The sequence below is a fragment of the Marinococcus tarijensis genome, from assembly GCF_054971385.1.
Map to the genome: position 1 here is coordinate 144,913 of NZ_JBQOJA010000003.1, position 18,070 is coordinate 162,982.

At 47.2% G+C, this 18,070-nt stretch carries 13 protein-coding genes; 1 reads left to right on the forward strand and 12 read right to left on the reverse strand.

Translation table 11 applies throughout. The features are described 5' to 3' along the window. Positions 1–66: 66 nt before the first annotated feature. The 9 genes from pfkA to ACTTK7_RS02940 form a co-directional block, all read right to left on the reverse strand. A complete protein-coding gene (pfkA, locus tag ACTTK7_RS02900; RefSeq protein WP_462865620.1) occupies positions 67–1,026 on the reverse strand; it encodes a 6-phosphofructokinase in 960 nt (319 codons plus the stop codon). Between the two features lie 210 nt (positions 1,027–1,236). Then, entirely contained in the window at positions 1,237–2,199 is a 963-nt protein-coding gene (locus ACTTK7_RS02905) for an acetyl-CoA carboxylase carboxyltransferase subunit alpha (RefSeq protein ID WP_022793099.1), read from the reverse strand. A 15-nt stretch (positions 2,200–2,214) separates the two neighbouring features. Then, positions 2,215–3,060, reverse strand: a complete 846-nt coding sequence (gene accD, locus ACTTK7_RS02910) for an acetyl-CoA carboxylase, carboxyltransferase subunit beta (RefSeq protein WP_462865667.1) — start codon at positions 3,058–3,060, stop codon at positions 2,215–2,217. Between the two features lie 265 nt (positions 3,061–3,325). Then, entirely contained in the window at positions 3,326–4,561 is a 1,236-nt protein-coding gene (gene ystJ, locus ACTTK7_RS02915) for an NADP-dependent malic enzyme (RefSeq protein WP_462865622.1), read from the reverse strand. A gap of 114 nt (positions 4,562–4,675) precedes the next feature. Then, on the reverse strand, positions 4,676–7,972 hold the full coding sequence (locus tag ACTTK7_RS02920; RefSeq protein ID WP_462865623.1) for a DNA polymerase III subunit alpha: 3,297 nt from the start codon (positions 7,970–7,972) through the stop codon (positions 4,676–4,678). A gap of 42 nt (positions 7,973–8,014) precedes the next feature. Then, positions 8,015–8,974, reverse strand: a complete 960-nt coding sequence (locus ACTTK7_RS02925; protein ID WP_462865625.1) for a DHH family phosphoesterase — start codon at positions 8,972–8,974, stop codon at positions 8,015–8,017. Between the two features lie 17 nt (positions 8,975–8,991). Further along, entirely contained in the window at positions 8,992–10,302 is a 1,311-nt protein-coding gene (locus tag ACTTK7_RS02930) for a DRTGG domain-containing protein (protein ID WP_462865627.1), read from the reverse strand. Between the two features lie 200 nt (positions 10,303–10,502). Continuing rightward, positions 10,503–11,186, reverse strand: coding sequence for a metal-dependent hydrolase (locus ACTTK7_RS02935; RefSeq protein WP_462865629.1), 684 nt, complete (start codon positions 11,184–11,186; stop codon positions 10,503–10,505). Positions 11,187–11,263: 77 nt separating this feature from the next. Further along, on the reverse strand, positions 11,264–12,022 hold the full coding sequence (locus ACTTK7_RS02940) for an SDR family oxidoreductase (protein WP_462865631.1): 759 nt from the start codon (positions 12,020–12,022) through the stop codon (positions 11,264–11,266). A gap of 174 nt (positions 12,023–12,196) precedes the next feature. Here ACTTK7_RS02940 and ACTTK7_RS02945 point away from each other — a divergent pair, with 174 nt between their 5' ends. Beyond that, the gene (locus ACTTK7_RS02945) at positions 12,197–12,637 is read left to right on the forward strand and encodes a universal stress protein (RefSeq protein ID WP_091614868.1); all 441 of its coding nucleotides are present in this window, start codon (positions 12,197–12,199) and stop codon (positions 12,635–12,637) included. A gap of 127 nt (positions 12,638–12,764) precedes the next feature. Here ACTTK7_RS02945 and argH read toward each other — a convergent pair whose 3' ends face one another. The 3 genes from argH to ACTTK7_RS02960 form a co-directional block, all read right to left on the reverse strand. Beyond that, positions 12,765–14,144, reverse strand: coding sequence for an argininosuccinate lyase (argH, locus tag ACTTK7_RS02950; protein WP_462865632.1), 1,380 nt, complete (start codon positions 14,142–14,144; stop codon positions 12,765–12,767). Next, positions 14,141–15,346, reverse strand: a complete 1,206-nt coding sequence (locus ACTTK7_RS02955) for an argininosuccinate synthase (RefSeq protein WP_462865634.1) — start codon at positions 15,344–15,346, stop codon at positions 14,141–14,143. The genes argH and ACTTK7_RS02955 overlap by 4 nt, the downstream gene beginning before the upstream one ends. A gap of 337 nt (positions 15,347–15,683) precedes the next feature. After that, positions 15,684–18,062: a Lon protease family protein gene (locus ACTTK7_RS02960; RefSeq protein ID WP_462865635.1), complete on the reverse strand. Its 2,379-nt coding sequence runs from the start codon at positions 18,060–18,062 to the stop codon at positions 15,684–15,686. Between the last annotated feature and the right edge of the window lie 8 nt (positions 18,063–18,070).

The following is an 18,070-nucleotide window of genomic DNA, read 5'->3' on the forward strand; positions in this document are numbered from 1 at the left end:
TCTCTAAAATCCTAGTTCATTGTACCATAGAAACTTTTCATCCGTGACACTGCGTTGAATCCGGAATTAAATCGACAGTTCCTGAGACAATTTATACATGCCGGAGTCTACCTGATGCTTTTGCTTAAGCACTTCCGGAATGGATTTATCAACAATCTCATTTTTTTCAATGCCGACCATACGTCCTTCTTTACCGTTTAAAAGAAGCTCCACGGCCCTCGCTCCGAGACGGCTTGCGAGCACACGGTCAAATCCGGTCGGCGAGCCTCCGCGCTGGATATGGCCAAGCACGGTCACCCTCGTTTCAAGATTCGTCGTATCCTGAATTTTTTGGCCGAATTCTGTTCCGCTTCCCACGCCTTCAGCGATAATGATGATACTGTGTTTTTTGCCCCTCGCGTGACCGCGGCGGAGACGGCTTACTACCTGATCCATGTCATACTCTTCTTCTGGAATAAGAATCGTCTCTGCGCCGTCGGCGAGCCCGGACCAGAGAGCGAGGTCACCGGCATCTCTGCCCATTACTTCAATAACGTATGTACGCTCATGTGAAGTGGCGGTATCACGAATTTTATCAATAGCGTCGATGACTGTGTTCAGCGCCGTATCAAAGCCGATGGTGTAATCCGTTCCCGAAATGTCATTATCGATTGTGCCCGGTACGCCAATCGTCGGATAACCAAGCTCTGTCAATTTTTCAGCGCCGCGGAAGGAACCGTCACCGCCTATAACGACCAATGCTTCAATCCCTCTTGCATTCAGCTGATCCACTGCCTTCTGGCGTCCTTCGGGGGTACGGAACTCTTCGCAGCGGGCGGTATACAATTTTGTTCCGCCGCGGTGGATAATATCCCCTACGTCGCCAAGCTCCATTTTTTTGATATCGCCTTCGATCAACCCGGCATAACCGTACTGAACCCCGTAAACCTCAAGATCGTGATAAATCGCCTTCCGGACCACAGCACGGATGGCTGCATTCATTCCCGGAGAATCTCCTCCACTAGTTAGTACTCCAATCCGTTTCATTCCATAACTCCTTCCCTTTGCATTCCTGTTTATCATTATACCCGTTATAGACCCGATGACACAAAAGTAATTGTATTTAAAAAACCGCTATAAACGAAAAGCCACACTAAGAGGGGACCTCTGTGACAGTCCCCGGTACGGCTTCTTCAATACCGGCTGAATAACAGGGGCCCGTTCAATTTCATAAAAAAAGCGCCACCCGGCGCTTTCCTAAAAATCACTTTCTTCAAACGTACCCATCTGCTTAAATTTTTCATACCTTGATTCTATTAATTCATTCGGTGTTAATACAAGCAGATCCTTCAAAGATTGCTGAAGCGTTTTTCGCAGAATAGCCATCTGTTCTTTCGGATCATGATGGGCCCCTCCCCGGGGTTCCTTCACAATCTCATCAATTACGCCAAATTCCTTCAAGTCACCGGCTGTGATACGCATAGCTTCAGCAGCTTCCCTTGCATATGAAGCATCCTTCCACAGGATAGAGGAAGCCCCTTCTGGAGAAATCGTCGAATACCATGAATTTTCGAACATATGTACATGATTCGCTACTCCAAGCGCAAGACCGCCTCCACTGCCGCCTTCTCCGATAACAACACTAATCACCGGCACTTTCAGCCCGGCCATTTCCATCAGGTTACGCGCAATAGCTTCACTCTGACCCCGCTCTTCCGCTGCTTTTCCGGGATAAGCGCCCTTCGTATCAACGAAGCAGATCACCGGCCGGTTGAACTTTTCGGCCTGCTTCATGAGTCGAAGCGCCTTGCGGTACCCTTCCGGATGCGGCATGCCGAAATTCCGGCGCACATTTTCCTTCGTATCCCTTCCACGCTGATGTCCGATAACAGTTACCGGGCTTCCTTCAAAGAAGGCAATGCCTCCGACAATTGCTTCGTCATCGCCAAACAGCCGGTCGCCGTGCAGTTCAATGAATTGCTCAAACAAACTGTCAATATAATCCAGCGTGGTGGGCCGCTCCGGGTGCCTCGCGATCTGCACCCGCTGCCACGGCTTTAAATTATTATATACTTCTGCTTCGAGCTGCTCCAGCCGCTGTTCCAGCTTTTCTATCTCTCCGCTTAAATCAATGTCCTTCTCATCTGTGAAGCTTTTTAATTCATCGATTTTGTTCCGGAGCTCCATGATTGGTTTTTCAAAAGGAAGATGATTTTCCATTGTCACTTACTCCCTTCACGTATGCATCTGCACGATCGCGGACAAAACATTTTTCATGTCCTGCCTATGCAGTACCTTGTCGAGCTGTCCGTGTTTAAGCAAAAATTCCGCTGTCTGAAAGTCTTCGGGAAGCTCCTGGCGTATTGTCTGTTCAATTATTCTTCTTCCAGCAAAGCCTATTAACGCTTCCGGCTCGGCAAAATTGTAATCCCCAAGAGAGGCAAAGCTTGCGGAAACGCCGCCGGTAGTAGGGTGAGTCATAACTGATACAAATAAAAGCCCTGCTTCATCCATTTTTTTCAGCGCTGCACTCGTCTTGGCCATTTGCATGAGGCTTAGAATCCCTTCCTGCATCCGGGCCCCGCCCGAAGCCGAAAACAAAATAAAGGGGGCATGGAGGTCAAGTGCCCGTTCGATTGCCCGTGCGATTTTCTCTCCGACTACCGACCCCATGCTCCCCATCCTAAACGCCGGGTCCATGACACCAAGAACCACCGGGGTGCCTCCGATCGTCCCTTCACCTGTGACGACAGCTTCCTTATGACCAGTCTTTTTCTGATCCTTTTCAAGCTTTTCTTTGTATTCCGGGAACTCCAGAGGATCTGCCGAAACCATATGAGGGTTTAATTCACGGAAGGAATCCGTATCGAGGATCAAATCGATCCGTTCGGAAGGAGTCATCGGCATATGATGACCACAGTGCATACAGACATTGGCATGTTTCATTAACTCTTTCGTATACACAATTGTTTTACATTTAGGGCATTTTGTCATAACGCCTTCATTCATTGTTTTCGGCTGTTCCCGTTCAGCCGGCATTGAAGCATATTTCCGCCTTTTGCTGAATAAATCTTTGATCATCATAAAGACACCTTCTTCATATTTAATGCTTGGCTGCTCCGCAAATAATAAAAACGCAAGCAGACTGCAGCGTCCCGGAATGCAATTCACCGTTCAGCGGGTGTACATAACGCAGCGCTGTTGTTTTATTTGCAGATGTACATCAGGAGCGACCGTTTTGTCAGCGATCGCTCCTGCTATTAGTCTCCCACATAGTTTATCACATACAGGCTCTAATATATAGGAAAAGCCAGACATCTTCAATGGCTAAGAGTGTAGGTCTTTACTATTCTTCGATATCAGAAAGAGCTCTTGTTTTTTCCTTAATTTTTTCCGGATCAGCATTTTTTCGCGCCACACCTGTTTCCATAGCTGTTTTCGCTACTGCTGCAGCTACTTCTGGAGCGACTCTCGGATCAAACGGATTCGGAATAACATAATCTTCGTTCAGCTCATCGTCGGTAATCAGCTCTGCAATAGCATATACAGCTGCTTTTTTCATATCCTCGTTAATATGGGTGGCGTTTACATCGAGGGCCCCCCGGAAAATACCCGGAAACGCGAGCACGTTGTTTACCTGGTTCGGAAAATCGGAGCGGCCCGTACCGATCACTTTCGCTCCAGCTTCCTTCGCGTCGTCCGGAGTAATTTCAGGGTCCGGGTTGGCCATCGCAAAGATGATAGGGTCATCATTCATGGACTCTACCATTTCCTTCGATAACACTCCCGCCACAGAAACTCCAATAAATACATCCGTGTTCTGTACAACCTCTTTTAATCCGCCGGCAACATTTTCATTGTTCGTTACTTTTGCGACTTCCGCTTTCATGTCGTTCATGCCCTCCGGACGCCCTTCGTAGATGGCTCCCTTGGAGTCACATAAAATTACGTCCTTCACTCCAAAGCGGCGCAGAAGTTTAATAATAGCAATGCCGGCTGAACCTGCCCCGTTAATAACTACGCGGATTTCAGACATATGCTTTTTATTGAGCTTCAGGGCGTTGATTAACCCGGCTACAGTAACGATTGCAGTGCCGTGCTGATCGTCATGAAAAACAGGAATATTCGTTTCTTTTTTCAGCCGTTCTTCAATGACAAAGCAGTTAGGAGCGGCGATATCTTCAAGATTCACGCCGCCAAACGTTGGCTGCATTAATTTTACCGTTTCTACAATTTTGTCGACATCATTTGTTTCGAGGCAGATCGGAAAAGCATCTACACCCGCGAAGGATTTAAACAGCACCGCCTTTCCTTCCATAACAGGCAGGGACGCTTCCGGGCCGATATTACCCAGGCCAAGCACGGCAGAGCCGTCGGACACGACCGCTACCATATTTCCTTTCATTGTATATTCAAATACCTTTTGTTTATCATCAAAAATTTCTTTGCACGGCTCGGCTACACCTGGAGAATATGCCAGACTTAAATCTCTTCCATTTCTCACCGGTACTTTCGAGACCGTTTCCAGTTTTCCCTGATTCTGTTTATGAATATGTAGTGCTTCCTCGCGGGTTGTCGGCATGGTGCCACTCTCCTTCAGCGTTTTTTATACTTTAATTATAACCCTGTGCTTTTAGAAGCACATTAAATGTTTCATTCGTTTTAATTATAAACGTTACCTATTATAACAGAATAATCAGTCAGCGGCATCTTTATTTGATTTTAAAATAATGGATTTTGTTGAAACAATCTTTTCAAGTTCACGTATACACGCACTGCCGGCATTCGTTTTTAAGCTTTTTCCGAGCTGAATGGTGCGCTCCTGCTGCTCATCATAGACGATGACAGGTACAGCACCGGGCGACTGCCGCAGTATCTGTTTAATTCGGCGCAGTGCCTGTTCTCCGCTTTCTGCCGGCAATTTAACAAACAGTGTATTCTCCGACTGTTTTTCAAGCTCCTGCAGGGACAGACAGTCTTCTGCGATCATTTTGCTGGTGCGGGCCTGTTTATCAGTGCGCCCCTGGATCAAAAGGATCGACTTTTCTGTAAGCAGTGATTTTACATTTCGGTAGACGTTCGGAAATACGACCACTTCAAGCTCCCCGGAGCCATCATCCATCGTCAGAAAACACATGGACTGTCCATTTTTCGTTCGCACCGTTTTTACGGTCCGCACGAACCCTCCGGCCCAGCGCAGCTGATTATCCGCTGGAAGCGAGCTTCCAAGATCCCATAACCGGAAGGAAGCAAAAAGTTCACTGTATGCATCCAGCGGATGGCCGCTTAAGTAATATCCGGAGGCTTCTTTTTCCATCTCAAGCTTTTCTTCGCGGGTAAGGGGCTCAGCTTCAATCCAGCGCATTCTCGGCGCCAGCTCTGTGCCAAACTCCTGGAATTCCTGTTCTCCTTCGATCATCCGCAGTGAACGGTCAAGCGAAGCGAGCAGCGTCGACCGCTCAACACCAAATTCATCAAACACCCCAGCCTGAATAAGGTATACAAACCCCTGACGGCCAATCGCTCTTGTATCCACGCGGTGAAGAAAATCAAGCCAGTATTCAAAGCGTCCACCGTTTTTCCTTTCGTTTAAAATCATCTGGATATTATTTTTACCTGCCTGTTTAATGATATTCAAGCCAAAACGAAGATTTCCTTCCTCAATACGAAAACCGTAGCCGCTTTGATTGATTGAAGGCGGAAGCAGCCTAATGCCAAGCTCTTTTGCTTCCCGCTGATATTCCAGAAATTTTTCTTCACTTCGCACATGACTTGTCATTAATGAAGAGAAAAATACGGCCGGATAGTGGGCTTTAATATAAGCCAGCTGATAGGAGATGACGCTGTAGGCCACTGCGTGGCTTTTATTAAAACCATAATTGGCAAACTGTTCTATCCAGCTGAATATTGTTTCTGCTTCTGTTTTCGGCACGCCTGACGCTGCGGCTTTTTCAAGAAAGCGTTTTTCTTCTTTTTTCATTTCATCAGCGTTTTTTTTGCTGATAGCCCTCCGGAAGGAGTCCGCTTCTCCCATTGTATACCCCGCCACTTTCACCGCAATCTGCATAATCTGCTCCTGGTATACGATAATGCCATATGTAGACCCTGCAATATCTTCAATATGTTCAGGGAGATCAGGCATTTCTTTTATCCCGTGCTTGCGCTCTGCATACAAGGGGATCTGAGCCATTGGGCCCGGCCGGTAAAGAGCACTCACGGCGGCAATATCCTCAAAACGGTCGGGCCTGATCTGCTGCAGGGCAGATTTCATTCCTGCCGACTCAAGCTGAAATATTCCGTTAGTTTTCCCATAGCTCAGCAGCTGATACGTTTTTTCATCATCCATGGGTATGCGTCTTAACTGAAAATTCTTCTCTATCTTTTGAACAGCCTCGGTCATATATTCAAGCAGCGTTAAATTCCGGAGCCCCAGCAGATCGATTTTCACAAGTCCAAGAGCTTCAAGGTCCTCCATCGGGTACTGCGTTAACAGCAGCGAGCCGTTCCTTTCCATTAAGGGAGTATAGGATTCCAGCCGTTCGCTGCTTAACACGATGCCAGCGGCATGAATAGATGTCTGGCGTGGCAGCCCTTCCAAAAAGGAAGCCGCCCGGAGAAGGGAGTCAACTTTTGGTTCTTTCTGCTGCCACTGCTGCAGCTGTTTGTCGCCGGCAGTTTTTCCGCCAATGGAATCAGCGCTTGAAAACATACCGGCCGTCCGGTTAATGAGCCCCTGCGGAATTTCGAGCACCCTTCCCGCATCCCTTATTGCCGCCCGCGCCCCGAACGTATTGAATGTAACAATCTGAGCCACATGGCTCTCCCCATATTTATTTCGTAAATAGTGCAGCACCTCTTCCCTCCGGTGGTCCGGAAAGTCAATATCTATGTCCGGAAGCGCCGCACGTTCGGGGTTCAGAAAACGCTCAAAAAGAAGGCCGTACTGCAGGGGATCCACATCCGTAATACCGATAAGATAGGAAACGAGCGATCCCGCTGCCGACCCTCTTCCCGGTCCTACATACATTCCCTGCTTTTTAGCAAACGCGACAAAATCCTGCACAATTAAAAAATAATCAGCAAAGCCGGCATCGATGATAACATTCAGTTCATGCTTCAACCGCTCTCTCATTTGTTCCGAAACGGCACTATAACGCTTTTGCATTCCTTTTTCCGCAAGTTTTTTTAAATACAGGCCGGCAGACTGCCCGCGCGGAGCTGGAAATACCGGAAGGTGCTTCTCCCCTAATGAAATATCCACGTGGCATTTATCAGCTGCCCGTTTCCAGTTACCGATATGTTCAGCTTCATACATCACAGATCCTTCCTGCTGCCACATTTCGAGCGAGAAAGGGGTCTGTTCTATTACGGTATCTTTCCAGACAATTCCTTTCTTTACTGCATGCAGCAGCTTGTAGGCCCGCTCCTCTTCGGTTGTCTGCATATTGATTAATGGAGACGCTGCCATCGGGAGCCCGAATTGCTCTGCAGCCCTTCTCCATTCTACTTCTTCTCCAGCCATGGGCGCTTCAAGCCACAGAACGTCAGTTCCGAACCGCCTGCTCCACTTTTCAAAAAACGCATGTAATGCATCTTTCCGGTTCTTAAAGGTGCCCGGCTCGCTGTTTTCAAGCGGGAGGATAAAAAGACAACCGGCAGACTCTGCCAGTTGTTCCCATGTTACCTTTCTGTCCTGCTGCTTGTCCCCGGCCCACCGCATGAGCTGCCCGTAGCCCTGGTTGTCCTGCGGCAGCGCAACCACCGGAAATTCTTCATCCTCTTTAGTGTCTCCCTGGACCCACAATTCAATCCCCGGGAGGCCCTTCACCTGATACTGTTGGCAGAGACGGTAAAAAGCCACTGCCCCGTGCATCGTGTCCCGGTCAGTAACCGCTGCTGCCGGCCAGTTGTATTCCTTTGCTTTGCGGACAAGGTTTTCGAGACGGATAGTGCTTTGTAAAATGCTGTATTCCGAATACGCGTGCAGTGACATGCGCCTCTCCCTCCCTTCGTCCTGGTCTGTGATGAACGTTCTTTACCGCTGCTTCCAATCTCGGCAGATATTTTCAAGCTCCAGTATAATATCTTCCGTTTCCTTCCTGTTCTCTGCCTGCGCTCCTGCAGCCATTGTATGTCCGCCTCCGCGGTATTTAACAGCCAGCTGGTTGATCACCGGCCCGCGCGAACGAAAACGCACACGGTATGAACCCTGCTCTTCTTCCACAAAAAATACCCACGCAATGACTCCTTCTGTATCAGCAAACGAGTTAATTACCGCTGAAGATTCATTAATGGTTACATTGTATTTACCAAGCAGATCCCGGGTCAGGTACATGTAAGCTGCTCCGTTTTCGGTCAGCGTGAAGTTTTGAAGCACCTCTCCGCGCAGACGCACCAGGCTCTCGGGGTTTTTATACATTTCGGCATAGATTGCTCCCGGGTCAAAATCAAATGCGAGCAGTTCAGCTGCCATGCGCATCGTGTTCGGCGTTGTGTTACTGAACTGGAAACGTCCGGTATCTCCGATAATCCCAGCGTAGCAGAGGCTGGCGGTTTCATTCGGGATTGTCCAGCCGTAAGACTTTTGGGCATACAGCACCAGCTCGGTAATCATTTCACAGGTGGAGCTCTTTTTCGTATCCACCCACATCGGCTCGCCGTATGGATCTTCGTTTGGATGATGGTCGATTTTTATAACTGCCGCTCCCTGATCCCAGCCTGCGCCGTCGATTCTTGCCATATTGGCAGTGTCACACACGATAACCAGTGTTTCAGCGTCCACTTCAAATGAATGTTCATCCATCGTCGTTAAAAACGAAAGAGAAGGTTCATTTTCACCTGTAGTGCCCACCTGCTTGTCCGGAAACTGTTTTCTAATCCATGCTGCCATTCCAGCCTGAGAACCGAGAGCATCCGGGTCCGGACGTTCGTGCCGGTAAATCATGATTTTACTGTATTGTTCTATCGTTTGTATGATTGCCTGAAACATCTGCATTATCTTTCCTCCATTGATCAGCGGTCGAGCAGCTGTACCATCATCATCGCCTTACCGACAATTGCACCTTCGTAGTACAGTTCTACATCCACTTTTCCGTGTTTTCTTCCCACTTCAAGAATTTTTCCGTTCAAACCTATTTTACTTTCAATCTGTACCGGGCGGATAAAGTAAAGTGTTACATTTTCTACAACCATGTCACCCTTTTTGTATTCTCTAAGCAGACGCCGGCCGGTTTCTGTAACAAGAGACATAATAACTCCGTTTGCCACTGTTCCAAGCGCGTTAGTCATCTGCGGGGTAACATCGCATTCAAACATAAAGCCTGACCCGGGCGGAGCCTCCCGAAAACGGCTTGTCACCGTATCTTCGATGGTTTCCCCGACGTGCGGCTGGCGCTGCACCATCTGCAGTGCTTTTAATACGTCCTGCCGGCTGATGACTCCAAGCAGCTTTTTCGCATCGTCCATCACCGGGAGCAGTTCGATTCCCTCCCATACCATGGTGTGGGCTACCGAAGCCACAGACGTTCGTTCACTCACCGTAATCGGAGATTTTGTCATTACTTTTTCGATCGGTGTCTGCACAGAAGCCCCCAGAACGTCCTTCGCTGCCACCATCCCCTGGATTTTCATATCTTCACTGATCACCGGGTATCTGCTGTGGCCGGTTTTCTGGTTCATTTCGTGCCATTTTTCCACAGTGTTATCCACTGTCATAAAATAAGTGTCCTGAAGTGGAATTAAAATATCGTTTACGACCACAATTTCCTTTTTAATCAGCTGGTCATAGATCGCCCGGTTGATCATTGAGGCTACCGTAAACGTGTCGTACGTCGTTGTAATGACCGGAAGTCCCAGTTCATCCGCCAGAGAAATAACATGTTCATTCGTGTCAAACCCGCCGGTGATTAAAACAGCTGCTCCAGCTTCAAGCGCAAGCTTATGCACCTGATAACGGTTGCCGACAATCAGAAGGTTTCCGGGCTCCACGTAGCGCATCATCGCTTCGAGCTTCATAGCACCGATAACGAAACGGTTCAGGGTTTTATGCAGGCCGTTTCTGCCCCCGAGCACCTGACCGTCGATAATATTGACTACTTCAGCATACGTTAAGCGCTCAAAATTTTCTTTTTGCTTTTTTTCGATACGTATCGTGCCAACTCGTTCGATTGTACTGACAATTCCCTGGTTTTCCGCTTCTTTGATCGCCCGGTACGCTGTCCCTTCACTTACCTCTAAATTCTTTGCAATTCCACGGACCGAGATTTTTTCCCCTGCATCCAGGGCCAGTATGTAGTTTAATATTTGTTCATGTTTGGTCGCCATAGGCACAGTACCTTCCTTTTTATTCACGCATTTACCGGGAGCGTTCTGTCTGCGTAAATTTCTAACTGTATTACTTCTGTTATATCATCTGTACTATTACATTATACGGTTCAAGAACCCTCCCTTCAACTGCCTGCCGGCAATTGCATTAAAAAAAACCGCTCAGTCTGTTTTAATGACTGAACGGTTTTTTAAAAGTGTTACAGCTCGATGGATCCGCCTGCTTCCAGCGCTTTTCCTTTGAGCGGTGAGAGCGAGTCCACAAACTGTTGTGGATCCTGCTTAATAGGCGGCATAGTGTTGTAATGGATTGGGACTGTATATTCCGCGTTCACCCATTCTGCTGCCGTTTTGGCATCCTTTGGCCCCATTGTGAAGTTATCACCGATAGGAACGAATAAAAGATCAATCTTGTTTCTTTCAGCGATGAGCTTAATATCAGAGAACAAGCCGGTATCACCCATATGATACACTTTCTTACCTTCTGCTTCGAAAATGATTCCACTTGGCATGCCGGTGTAAATAATCTTTTGTTCTTCTTCAAGGAAGTAGCCGGAACCGTGAAATGCCTGCGTTAGCTGCACGTGACCGAAATCAAACGTGTACCCTCCGCCGATATGCATTGGGTGTGTTTCTACTCCCTGCCAGCCAAGGTACTGCGCCAGTTCAAACGGTGCCACGACAAGCGCATTGTTTCGTTTAGCAATATCCACCGTGTCGCCAACGTGATCAAAGTGACCATGAGTCAGCAGAATAGCATCTGCCTTTACTTCCTCCGCGTTCAAATCAGTTAACGGGTTGTCTGTAATAAATGGATCAATCAAAATCGTTTTTCCGTTCGTTTCAATCTTTACTACTGAGTGACCATGATAAGATACTTTCATGTATATCCTCCTCCGCAATCAAATACTGTTTCCGGAGAACTATACCTTTTACAGAGCTAACTTAAACTGCCTTCCATTTACCTGCGTTTATGAAGCACATCCACACCGCCGGTTACTTCAATTACAGAACCTGTAACCATATCTGCATCGTCATCCGTTAAAAACAAAATAGTTCTCGCAATGTCACCGCCTGTTGCTGGTCTTCCTACAGGAATGGACTCGTCGGTTATCTTTCTGCCTTCCTGAATATCCGCTTCCTTAAAATCTCCGGTCACTATGCCTGGGAATACCATATTTGCGGTAATGCCGTGAGAAGCTTCTTCAATTGATATTGATTTTGTCAGCGAGACCAGGCCGCTTTTCGCTGCGGCGTAGGCTGAACGATAAATCCACCCCGGGGCTGTTGGGGCATTTTGGAAACCATATGTGACGAAACGGCCGAACTGCTGCCGGCGCATAATCGGTATTGCCTTTCGTGCCAAATGAAAGGCAGCACTTAAATTGCCGTCGATCATCCGGTACCATTCTTCATCAGAGTAATCTGCCAGCTTTTTTTTCTCGAATATGTAGGGGCCGGCGTTATTTACGACAATATCCAGACGGCCAAAGGCTGTGTAAGCCTCCTCCACCATCCGCTCAACGTCCTGCCTGGACACCATATCACCCTGAACAAACTGAACACGGCTGCTTTCTTCTTCCCACTGCTCTTTCATTCTGTAATAGGCTTCGTCTTTCTTTCGGTAAGTAACAGTTAATGTATATCCTTTTTCTTTTAAAGCTTCAGAAACTTTTCGGCCGAGGCCTTTGGTGCCTGCTGTAATTAACGCATGCCTCATCGTTATTCACCCGCCTTTATATCATCCATCATTAGTCATTTAATAGTGAAAATTATTTGAACATTTTTTACTTGTTTCTCCGGCACATCCTTTTACCTACAGACAATCGTTTTAAAATAAAAAAATAGGGAAAAATATCTATAGGAAAGAGAAATCCTACGACAAAAGGGGAGGATGGCATTGAGTAGATACGAAGTTATTATTGTTGCCGTCGACGGCTCAGATGAATCCAGAACAGCGTTCAAAAAATCTGTTGAGATCGCACAGGAGCAGCAGGCGAAACTAATCATCTCTCATGTTATTGACACAAGAACATTCGCTACAATGGAACGGTATGACCGTACTATTATTGCACGAGCAGAAGAATATGGCAACGAACTGCTCGAGAACTATACCGCAGAAGCAAAAAATGCAGGAGTCCCTGACGTCGTCTCCTCGTTGGAGTTTGGTTCTCCAAAAACAAAAATTCCGCGTGAGCTGGCCAAAAACTATGAAGCAGATTTAATCATCACCGGGGCTACCGGCCTGAATGCTGTTGAGCGTGTGTTTATCGGCAGCGTGTCTGAAGCCATTGCCCGCCACGCAAAATGTGACGTCTTAATTGTACGTAAATAAGAACCGGAAAAAACACCCCGTATCCTTAAGGATGCGGGGCTTTCTATTGGCGATGCAGGCAGGCCCTTCTGTACCCTAAAAAGCCCCGTCTGGAGGGTTAGTCCGGACGGGGCAGAAGCATTGCTTATTACGCTCGGTTTATTACCTTTTTTCCCTGCCTGATCGCGGCACGCACCTGTTCAAAGCCGGTGCCGCCTTCACTATTTCTGCGGCTGACAACAGTTTCAGGCTTTAAGACTTCATAGATGTCTTCTTCAAATGCTTCATTAGCTTCTTTAAATTCCTGCATGGAAAGGTCCACAAGATACTTATTGCTTTGTATGCAGTCCAGCACTAATTTGCCAACAATCTCATGGGCTTCCCGGAACGGGACTCCTTTGACAGCAAGATAATCCGCCAGTTCTGTAGCATTGGAAAAGTCTTTGCTCGTTGTTTCCGCCATTTTTTCCGTCCGGACTTCCATCGTTTCCACCATTCCCGCAAAAATGTCCAGAGATCCTTCGAGCGTCCGCACGGTATCAAACAGTCCTTCTTTATCCTCCTGCATATCTTTGTTATACGCAAGTGGCAGCCCCTTCAAAAGCGTAAACAGGCCCATCAGGTTACCGTATACTCTCCCGGTTTTCCCTCGAATAAGCTCTGCCATATCCGGATTTTTCTTCTGCGGCATAATACTGCTTCCTGTCGCAAAGGAATCATCGAGCTCAATAAACTGAAATTCCTGGCTTGACCAGAAAATCATTTCCTCGGCCAATCTTGATAAATGCATCATGACCGTGGACGCCGCGCTCATAAATTCCAGGGCAAAATCTCTGTCGCTAACCGCATCCAGGCTGTTTTGGTAAATATCGTCAAAGCCCAGTTCCTCTGCCGTCTGCCGGCGGTCAATAGGGAATGTTGTGCCGGCGAGGGCCCCTGCACCGAGAGGAGAAATGTTCGTGCGTTTTAAGCTGTCCTCAAAACGCCCATAGTCCCGCTCAAGCATCCAAAAATAAGCCATCATGTGATGCCCAAAGGATATAGGCTGGGCCCGCTGCAAATGAGTGTAGCCCGGAATAATAGTTTCCACATGCTCCTCTGCCTGCAGGAGCAGCGCCTGCTGCAGGGCCCGGATAGAATTCATAACGATGTGTGTATGATTTCGCACATACAGATGCACATCTGTGGCCACCTGGTCGTTCCGGCTCCGGCCTGTATGGAGCTTGCCCCCTACCGGACCGATTTCATCAATTAAAAACTTTTCGATATTTAAATGAATATCTTCATTTTGCACCGAATACTCCAATTCTTTGTTTTTTGCTTTGGCAAGCACCGCTTTCAAGCCACGGTGAATTTCGGAGGCTTCTTCTTCGGTGATGATTTCCTGGTTTTTCAGCATATGTACGTGCGCAATACTTCCCTGGATGTCTTCTTCCACCAGTTTTTGGTCAAAAGGAATGGATGCCCCAAAGGCATCCACCCATTCTTCCGCTTGTTTTGTAAAGCGCCCGCCCCACAGTTTGGTCATACATTAACACCTTTCTTGTTAACTGCACTTTGTACTTTGGTCGGCAGACCCCACAGCTGAATGAATCCGACAGCTGCATTATGATCAAATTCGTCGTGTGTTGAGTAGGTAGCCAGGTTTTCATTGTACAAGGAGTAGTCTGATTTTCTTCCTTCAATGATAGCATGGCCTTTAAATAATTTCACCCGTACAATACCTGTCACGTTAGTCTGCGTTTCTTTCAAAAACGCTTCAAGCGCCGGTCTTACCTGGGAGAACCACAGTCCTTCATAAATCACTTCACTCAATTTCTTCTCAATAACCGGCTTAAAGTGCGCTACTTCTTTGGATAGCGTCAGATCTTCAAGCTCTTTGTGCGCCTGAATCAGCGTCATGGCAGCCGGACACTCATAAATTTCTCTTGATTTAATTCCGACCATTCTGTTTTCCACATGATCAATTCTGCCCACGCCGTGCTTACCGGCAACGTCGTTTAATTCCAAAATCAAATCCTGCAGTTCATAGGCCTGGCCGTTAAGTGCCACCGGCTTTCCCTGCTTGAATTCAATTTCAACGATATCTGCTTCGTCCGGTGTTTTTTCGAGCGGATTCGTCAAATCATACGCGCCTTCCGGCGGTGTAGCCCATGGGTCTTCAAGAACACCGCACTCGTTGCTTCTGCCCCAGAGATTCTGGTCAACTGAATATGGATTATCGAGGTTGACCGGGACAGGAACATCATTTTCTTTCGCATAAGCGATTTCTTCATCTCTCGACCAACTCCACTCCCGTACAGGTGCGAGTACTTCGAGATCAGGATTAAGAGCCTGAATGCTCACTTCAAATCTTACTTGGTCGTTTCCTTTGCCAGTGCAGCCGTGTGCTACCGCGTCGGCATTTGTCTGCTCAGCAATTTCCACAAGCTTCTTTGAAATCAACGGCCGTGACAACGCAGAGACGAGCGGATATTTTTGTTCATACAGCGTATGTGCCTGCAGGGCCGGAAGTACGAAATCCTCGGCAAATTCTTTCTTTGCATCTACCGTATATGACTGTACCGCTCCCACTTCCAGTGCTTTATTTTTTACAAACTCCAGATCCTTTCCTTCGCCTACGTCAAGTCCTACCGCCACTACTTCGTACCCTTGACTGCTCAACCACTTAATTGCTACTGATGTGTCCAATCCGCCTGAATAAGCGAGAACTACTTTTTTGTCTGCCATTCTTATTTCCCTCCAGATTATAATTGAATATTCATACTTGATTAATTATTTTTATACATTGTTTTGAAAAAATTAAAAGGACCAGCGCCTTTGTTTATGATTACTGTATTCAACTTCTTTCATTACTTTAACAAGCCCAGAAAGAATTTGCAACCGGAAAATACAATTTTTTAGTATAAAAATTGTATTTTTTTGATATTTTATGCGTTATCTGCCCTATATCATGCAATCCAATGTATGTGCATGCACGACCCATAACCAGTATTGAATGCTTCTGCTAAGCAGACGGATAAATACACAAATAAGCAGAGAGGCCCGCACAGGCCTCTCTGCTTATTTATTCCTGATGTTTTTCGGCCATTTCCATTAACCGCTGCTGTACATTACCGTAGACAGTATTAGAAGCGTAAAATCCATTTTCTCCTACCTCACCGGCATGTTCACTCATAAGTATTTCCATGCCTTCCTTTACAGTATCCACTGCCCAGATGTGGAAATCACCGGCCTCCACTGACCGCCTGATTTCGTTTCGAAGCATTAAATGCTTAATGTTCTGCGTCGGTACAATTACCCCCTGGGTTTTTGTAAGGCCCTGTTTCTTGCATACATAATAAAAGCCTTCAATTTTTTCGTTCACTTCTCCGATCGCCTGAACATCACCAAACTGATTGACAGCCCCGGTTACAGCAATGTCCTGACGGAGCGGCACTTCTGCCAGCGAAGAAAGGAGCGCATACAGCTCCGTGCTTGAAGCACTGTCACCATCCACCAAATGATATGACTGTTCGAAGGTGATGCTTGCCGCAAGCGGCAGGGGCCGGTCACTTGCAAATTCCGCCTGCAGGTAGCTGGTCAGTGTATGAAGGCCCTTCGTATGAAAAGCCCCGGTAAGCTGGGATTCCCTATCGATATTAACGATACCGCCGCTCCCGGCATATGTACGCGCGGTGACACGGGTCGGATAACCAAATGAATAATCTCCTGTGTGAGCTACCACCAGTGCATTGATCTGGCCAATTTTTTCTCCGCTCGTTGCGATATTGATCGTCCCGTCTTCAATCGCTTCATGAATGGCTGCTTCCGGCTGAGCCGAGCGGTAATTTGTTTCTTTTAAGGCAGCGTGCACATGCTCTTGTTCAATGATGGCTGATTGTTCCTGCGCCGCCCAATAATCCGCTTCAATTAATAAAGATGTTACTTCGTGAAATTTAACTGAAAGCTTACGCTGGTGGCCTGCTTCCCTGGTGCTGTAATCAATAAGCCTTGCGACTGCTTCCGGTGTCAGAGGACGAAGCCGTTTATTATCACAAAAGCAGGCCAGGAAAGTCGCGTATTGCCATATATTTTCTTTTGTCCGCTCCATGGTGGTATTAAAATCCACCTTCACTTTAAAAAGCTTGCGGAAGGTTTCATCTTCTTTTTGCAGCTTCTGGTATAAAGCATTCGTGCCGACAAGAAGCACCTTTGCCTGGAAAGGCACAGGCTCCGGCTCGAGGTAAGTGCTGGCAAATATATCAGAATCCTCATAAGGCGTCTCGAGCCGGATATAGCCCAGCCGCATGGCTCTTTTTAATGCTTTCCATGCAAATGGATGCGACATCAGTTCTGCGGCATGAAGGATTAAAAAACCACCATTTGCCCGGTGAAGAGCGCCGCCCCTGATGTGGGAAAAATCCACCGGCGAACCTCCATTGCGGCCAATTTCAACCTTTCCAAACAGGTTGACGTAGGTCGGATGAGACTCATAAACGACAGGTGCACCCGAATTACCGCTGTTATTCACCAAGATATTAATTTCATACCGGCGGAACGAAAAGTTCGATACGGCCTGACGTCCTTCCTGGGTTTTTTTTGTCGGCAGAAACTCCTGCCAGTGCTGAATAACGTCCTTTTCCATGTCCGAAAGAAATTTATGTAAGCCTTCATTGATATATTCATCTTTTAAAGTCGAAATAAAGCCCTGAATGGATGTTTGAACCATCTGCTCGTCGGCTTCCCGGAGCTGGCGTCTTAAAATACGCTTCGCCACCTGCTGTTGTCTCAAAAAGTCGTTCACCTGTCTGGTAATTGCCTGAGACTCCTCCATTATATAATCCTGCCGTGTTTTTGAAAGTTCGTTATAGCTTTCGTCGCTGTGGGGTTCGCCGTCTTCTTTAAGGGGCACCGCCACGATGTCTTCTTCTGTTTTTTCAAGAGCAAACCCCTTTGCTGCGGCTTCCTCTTCAAGCTTTTCCCAATGATCATTAATCACTTTTTCATGCTTTTCTGCCATAGATACTTTTTTCCGCTCAAAGGACTTACTGCGAAGTGTCGCAGCGATCTCCTCCTGCAGATCCTCAATCAGTTCTTTAATATCTTTAGCAAACGGCTCAGCCAGACCGGCGGGGATGCTCATCACCCTCGGCCGGCGGGGATCCTCAAAAGAATATGTATAAATCCAGTCAGCCGGCACCTGCCTTTTTTCTGCTGCCTGCTTTGCTTTTCTCCGGGCATATGTCGTTTTCCCAAGCCCGCTTGCTCCGGTTAAAAACATATGATAATTTTCATCCTGAATCTCCAAACCCATCTCCATAGCTTTCACTGCACGCTCTTGTCCAATCATTCCCTGAGTTCTATCTGTTAATTCTTTCGTTGTGTGAAAGGAAAACATGCGCGGATCGCAGCGCTCCGCTAATGCTGAGACAGGAAGTTTGCAGCGCATTTCGGCTGTTTGCATAAATCTGT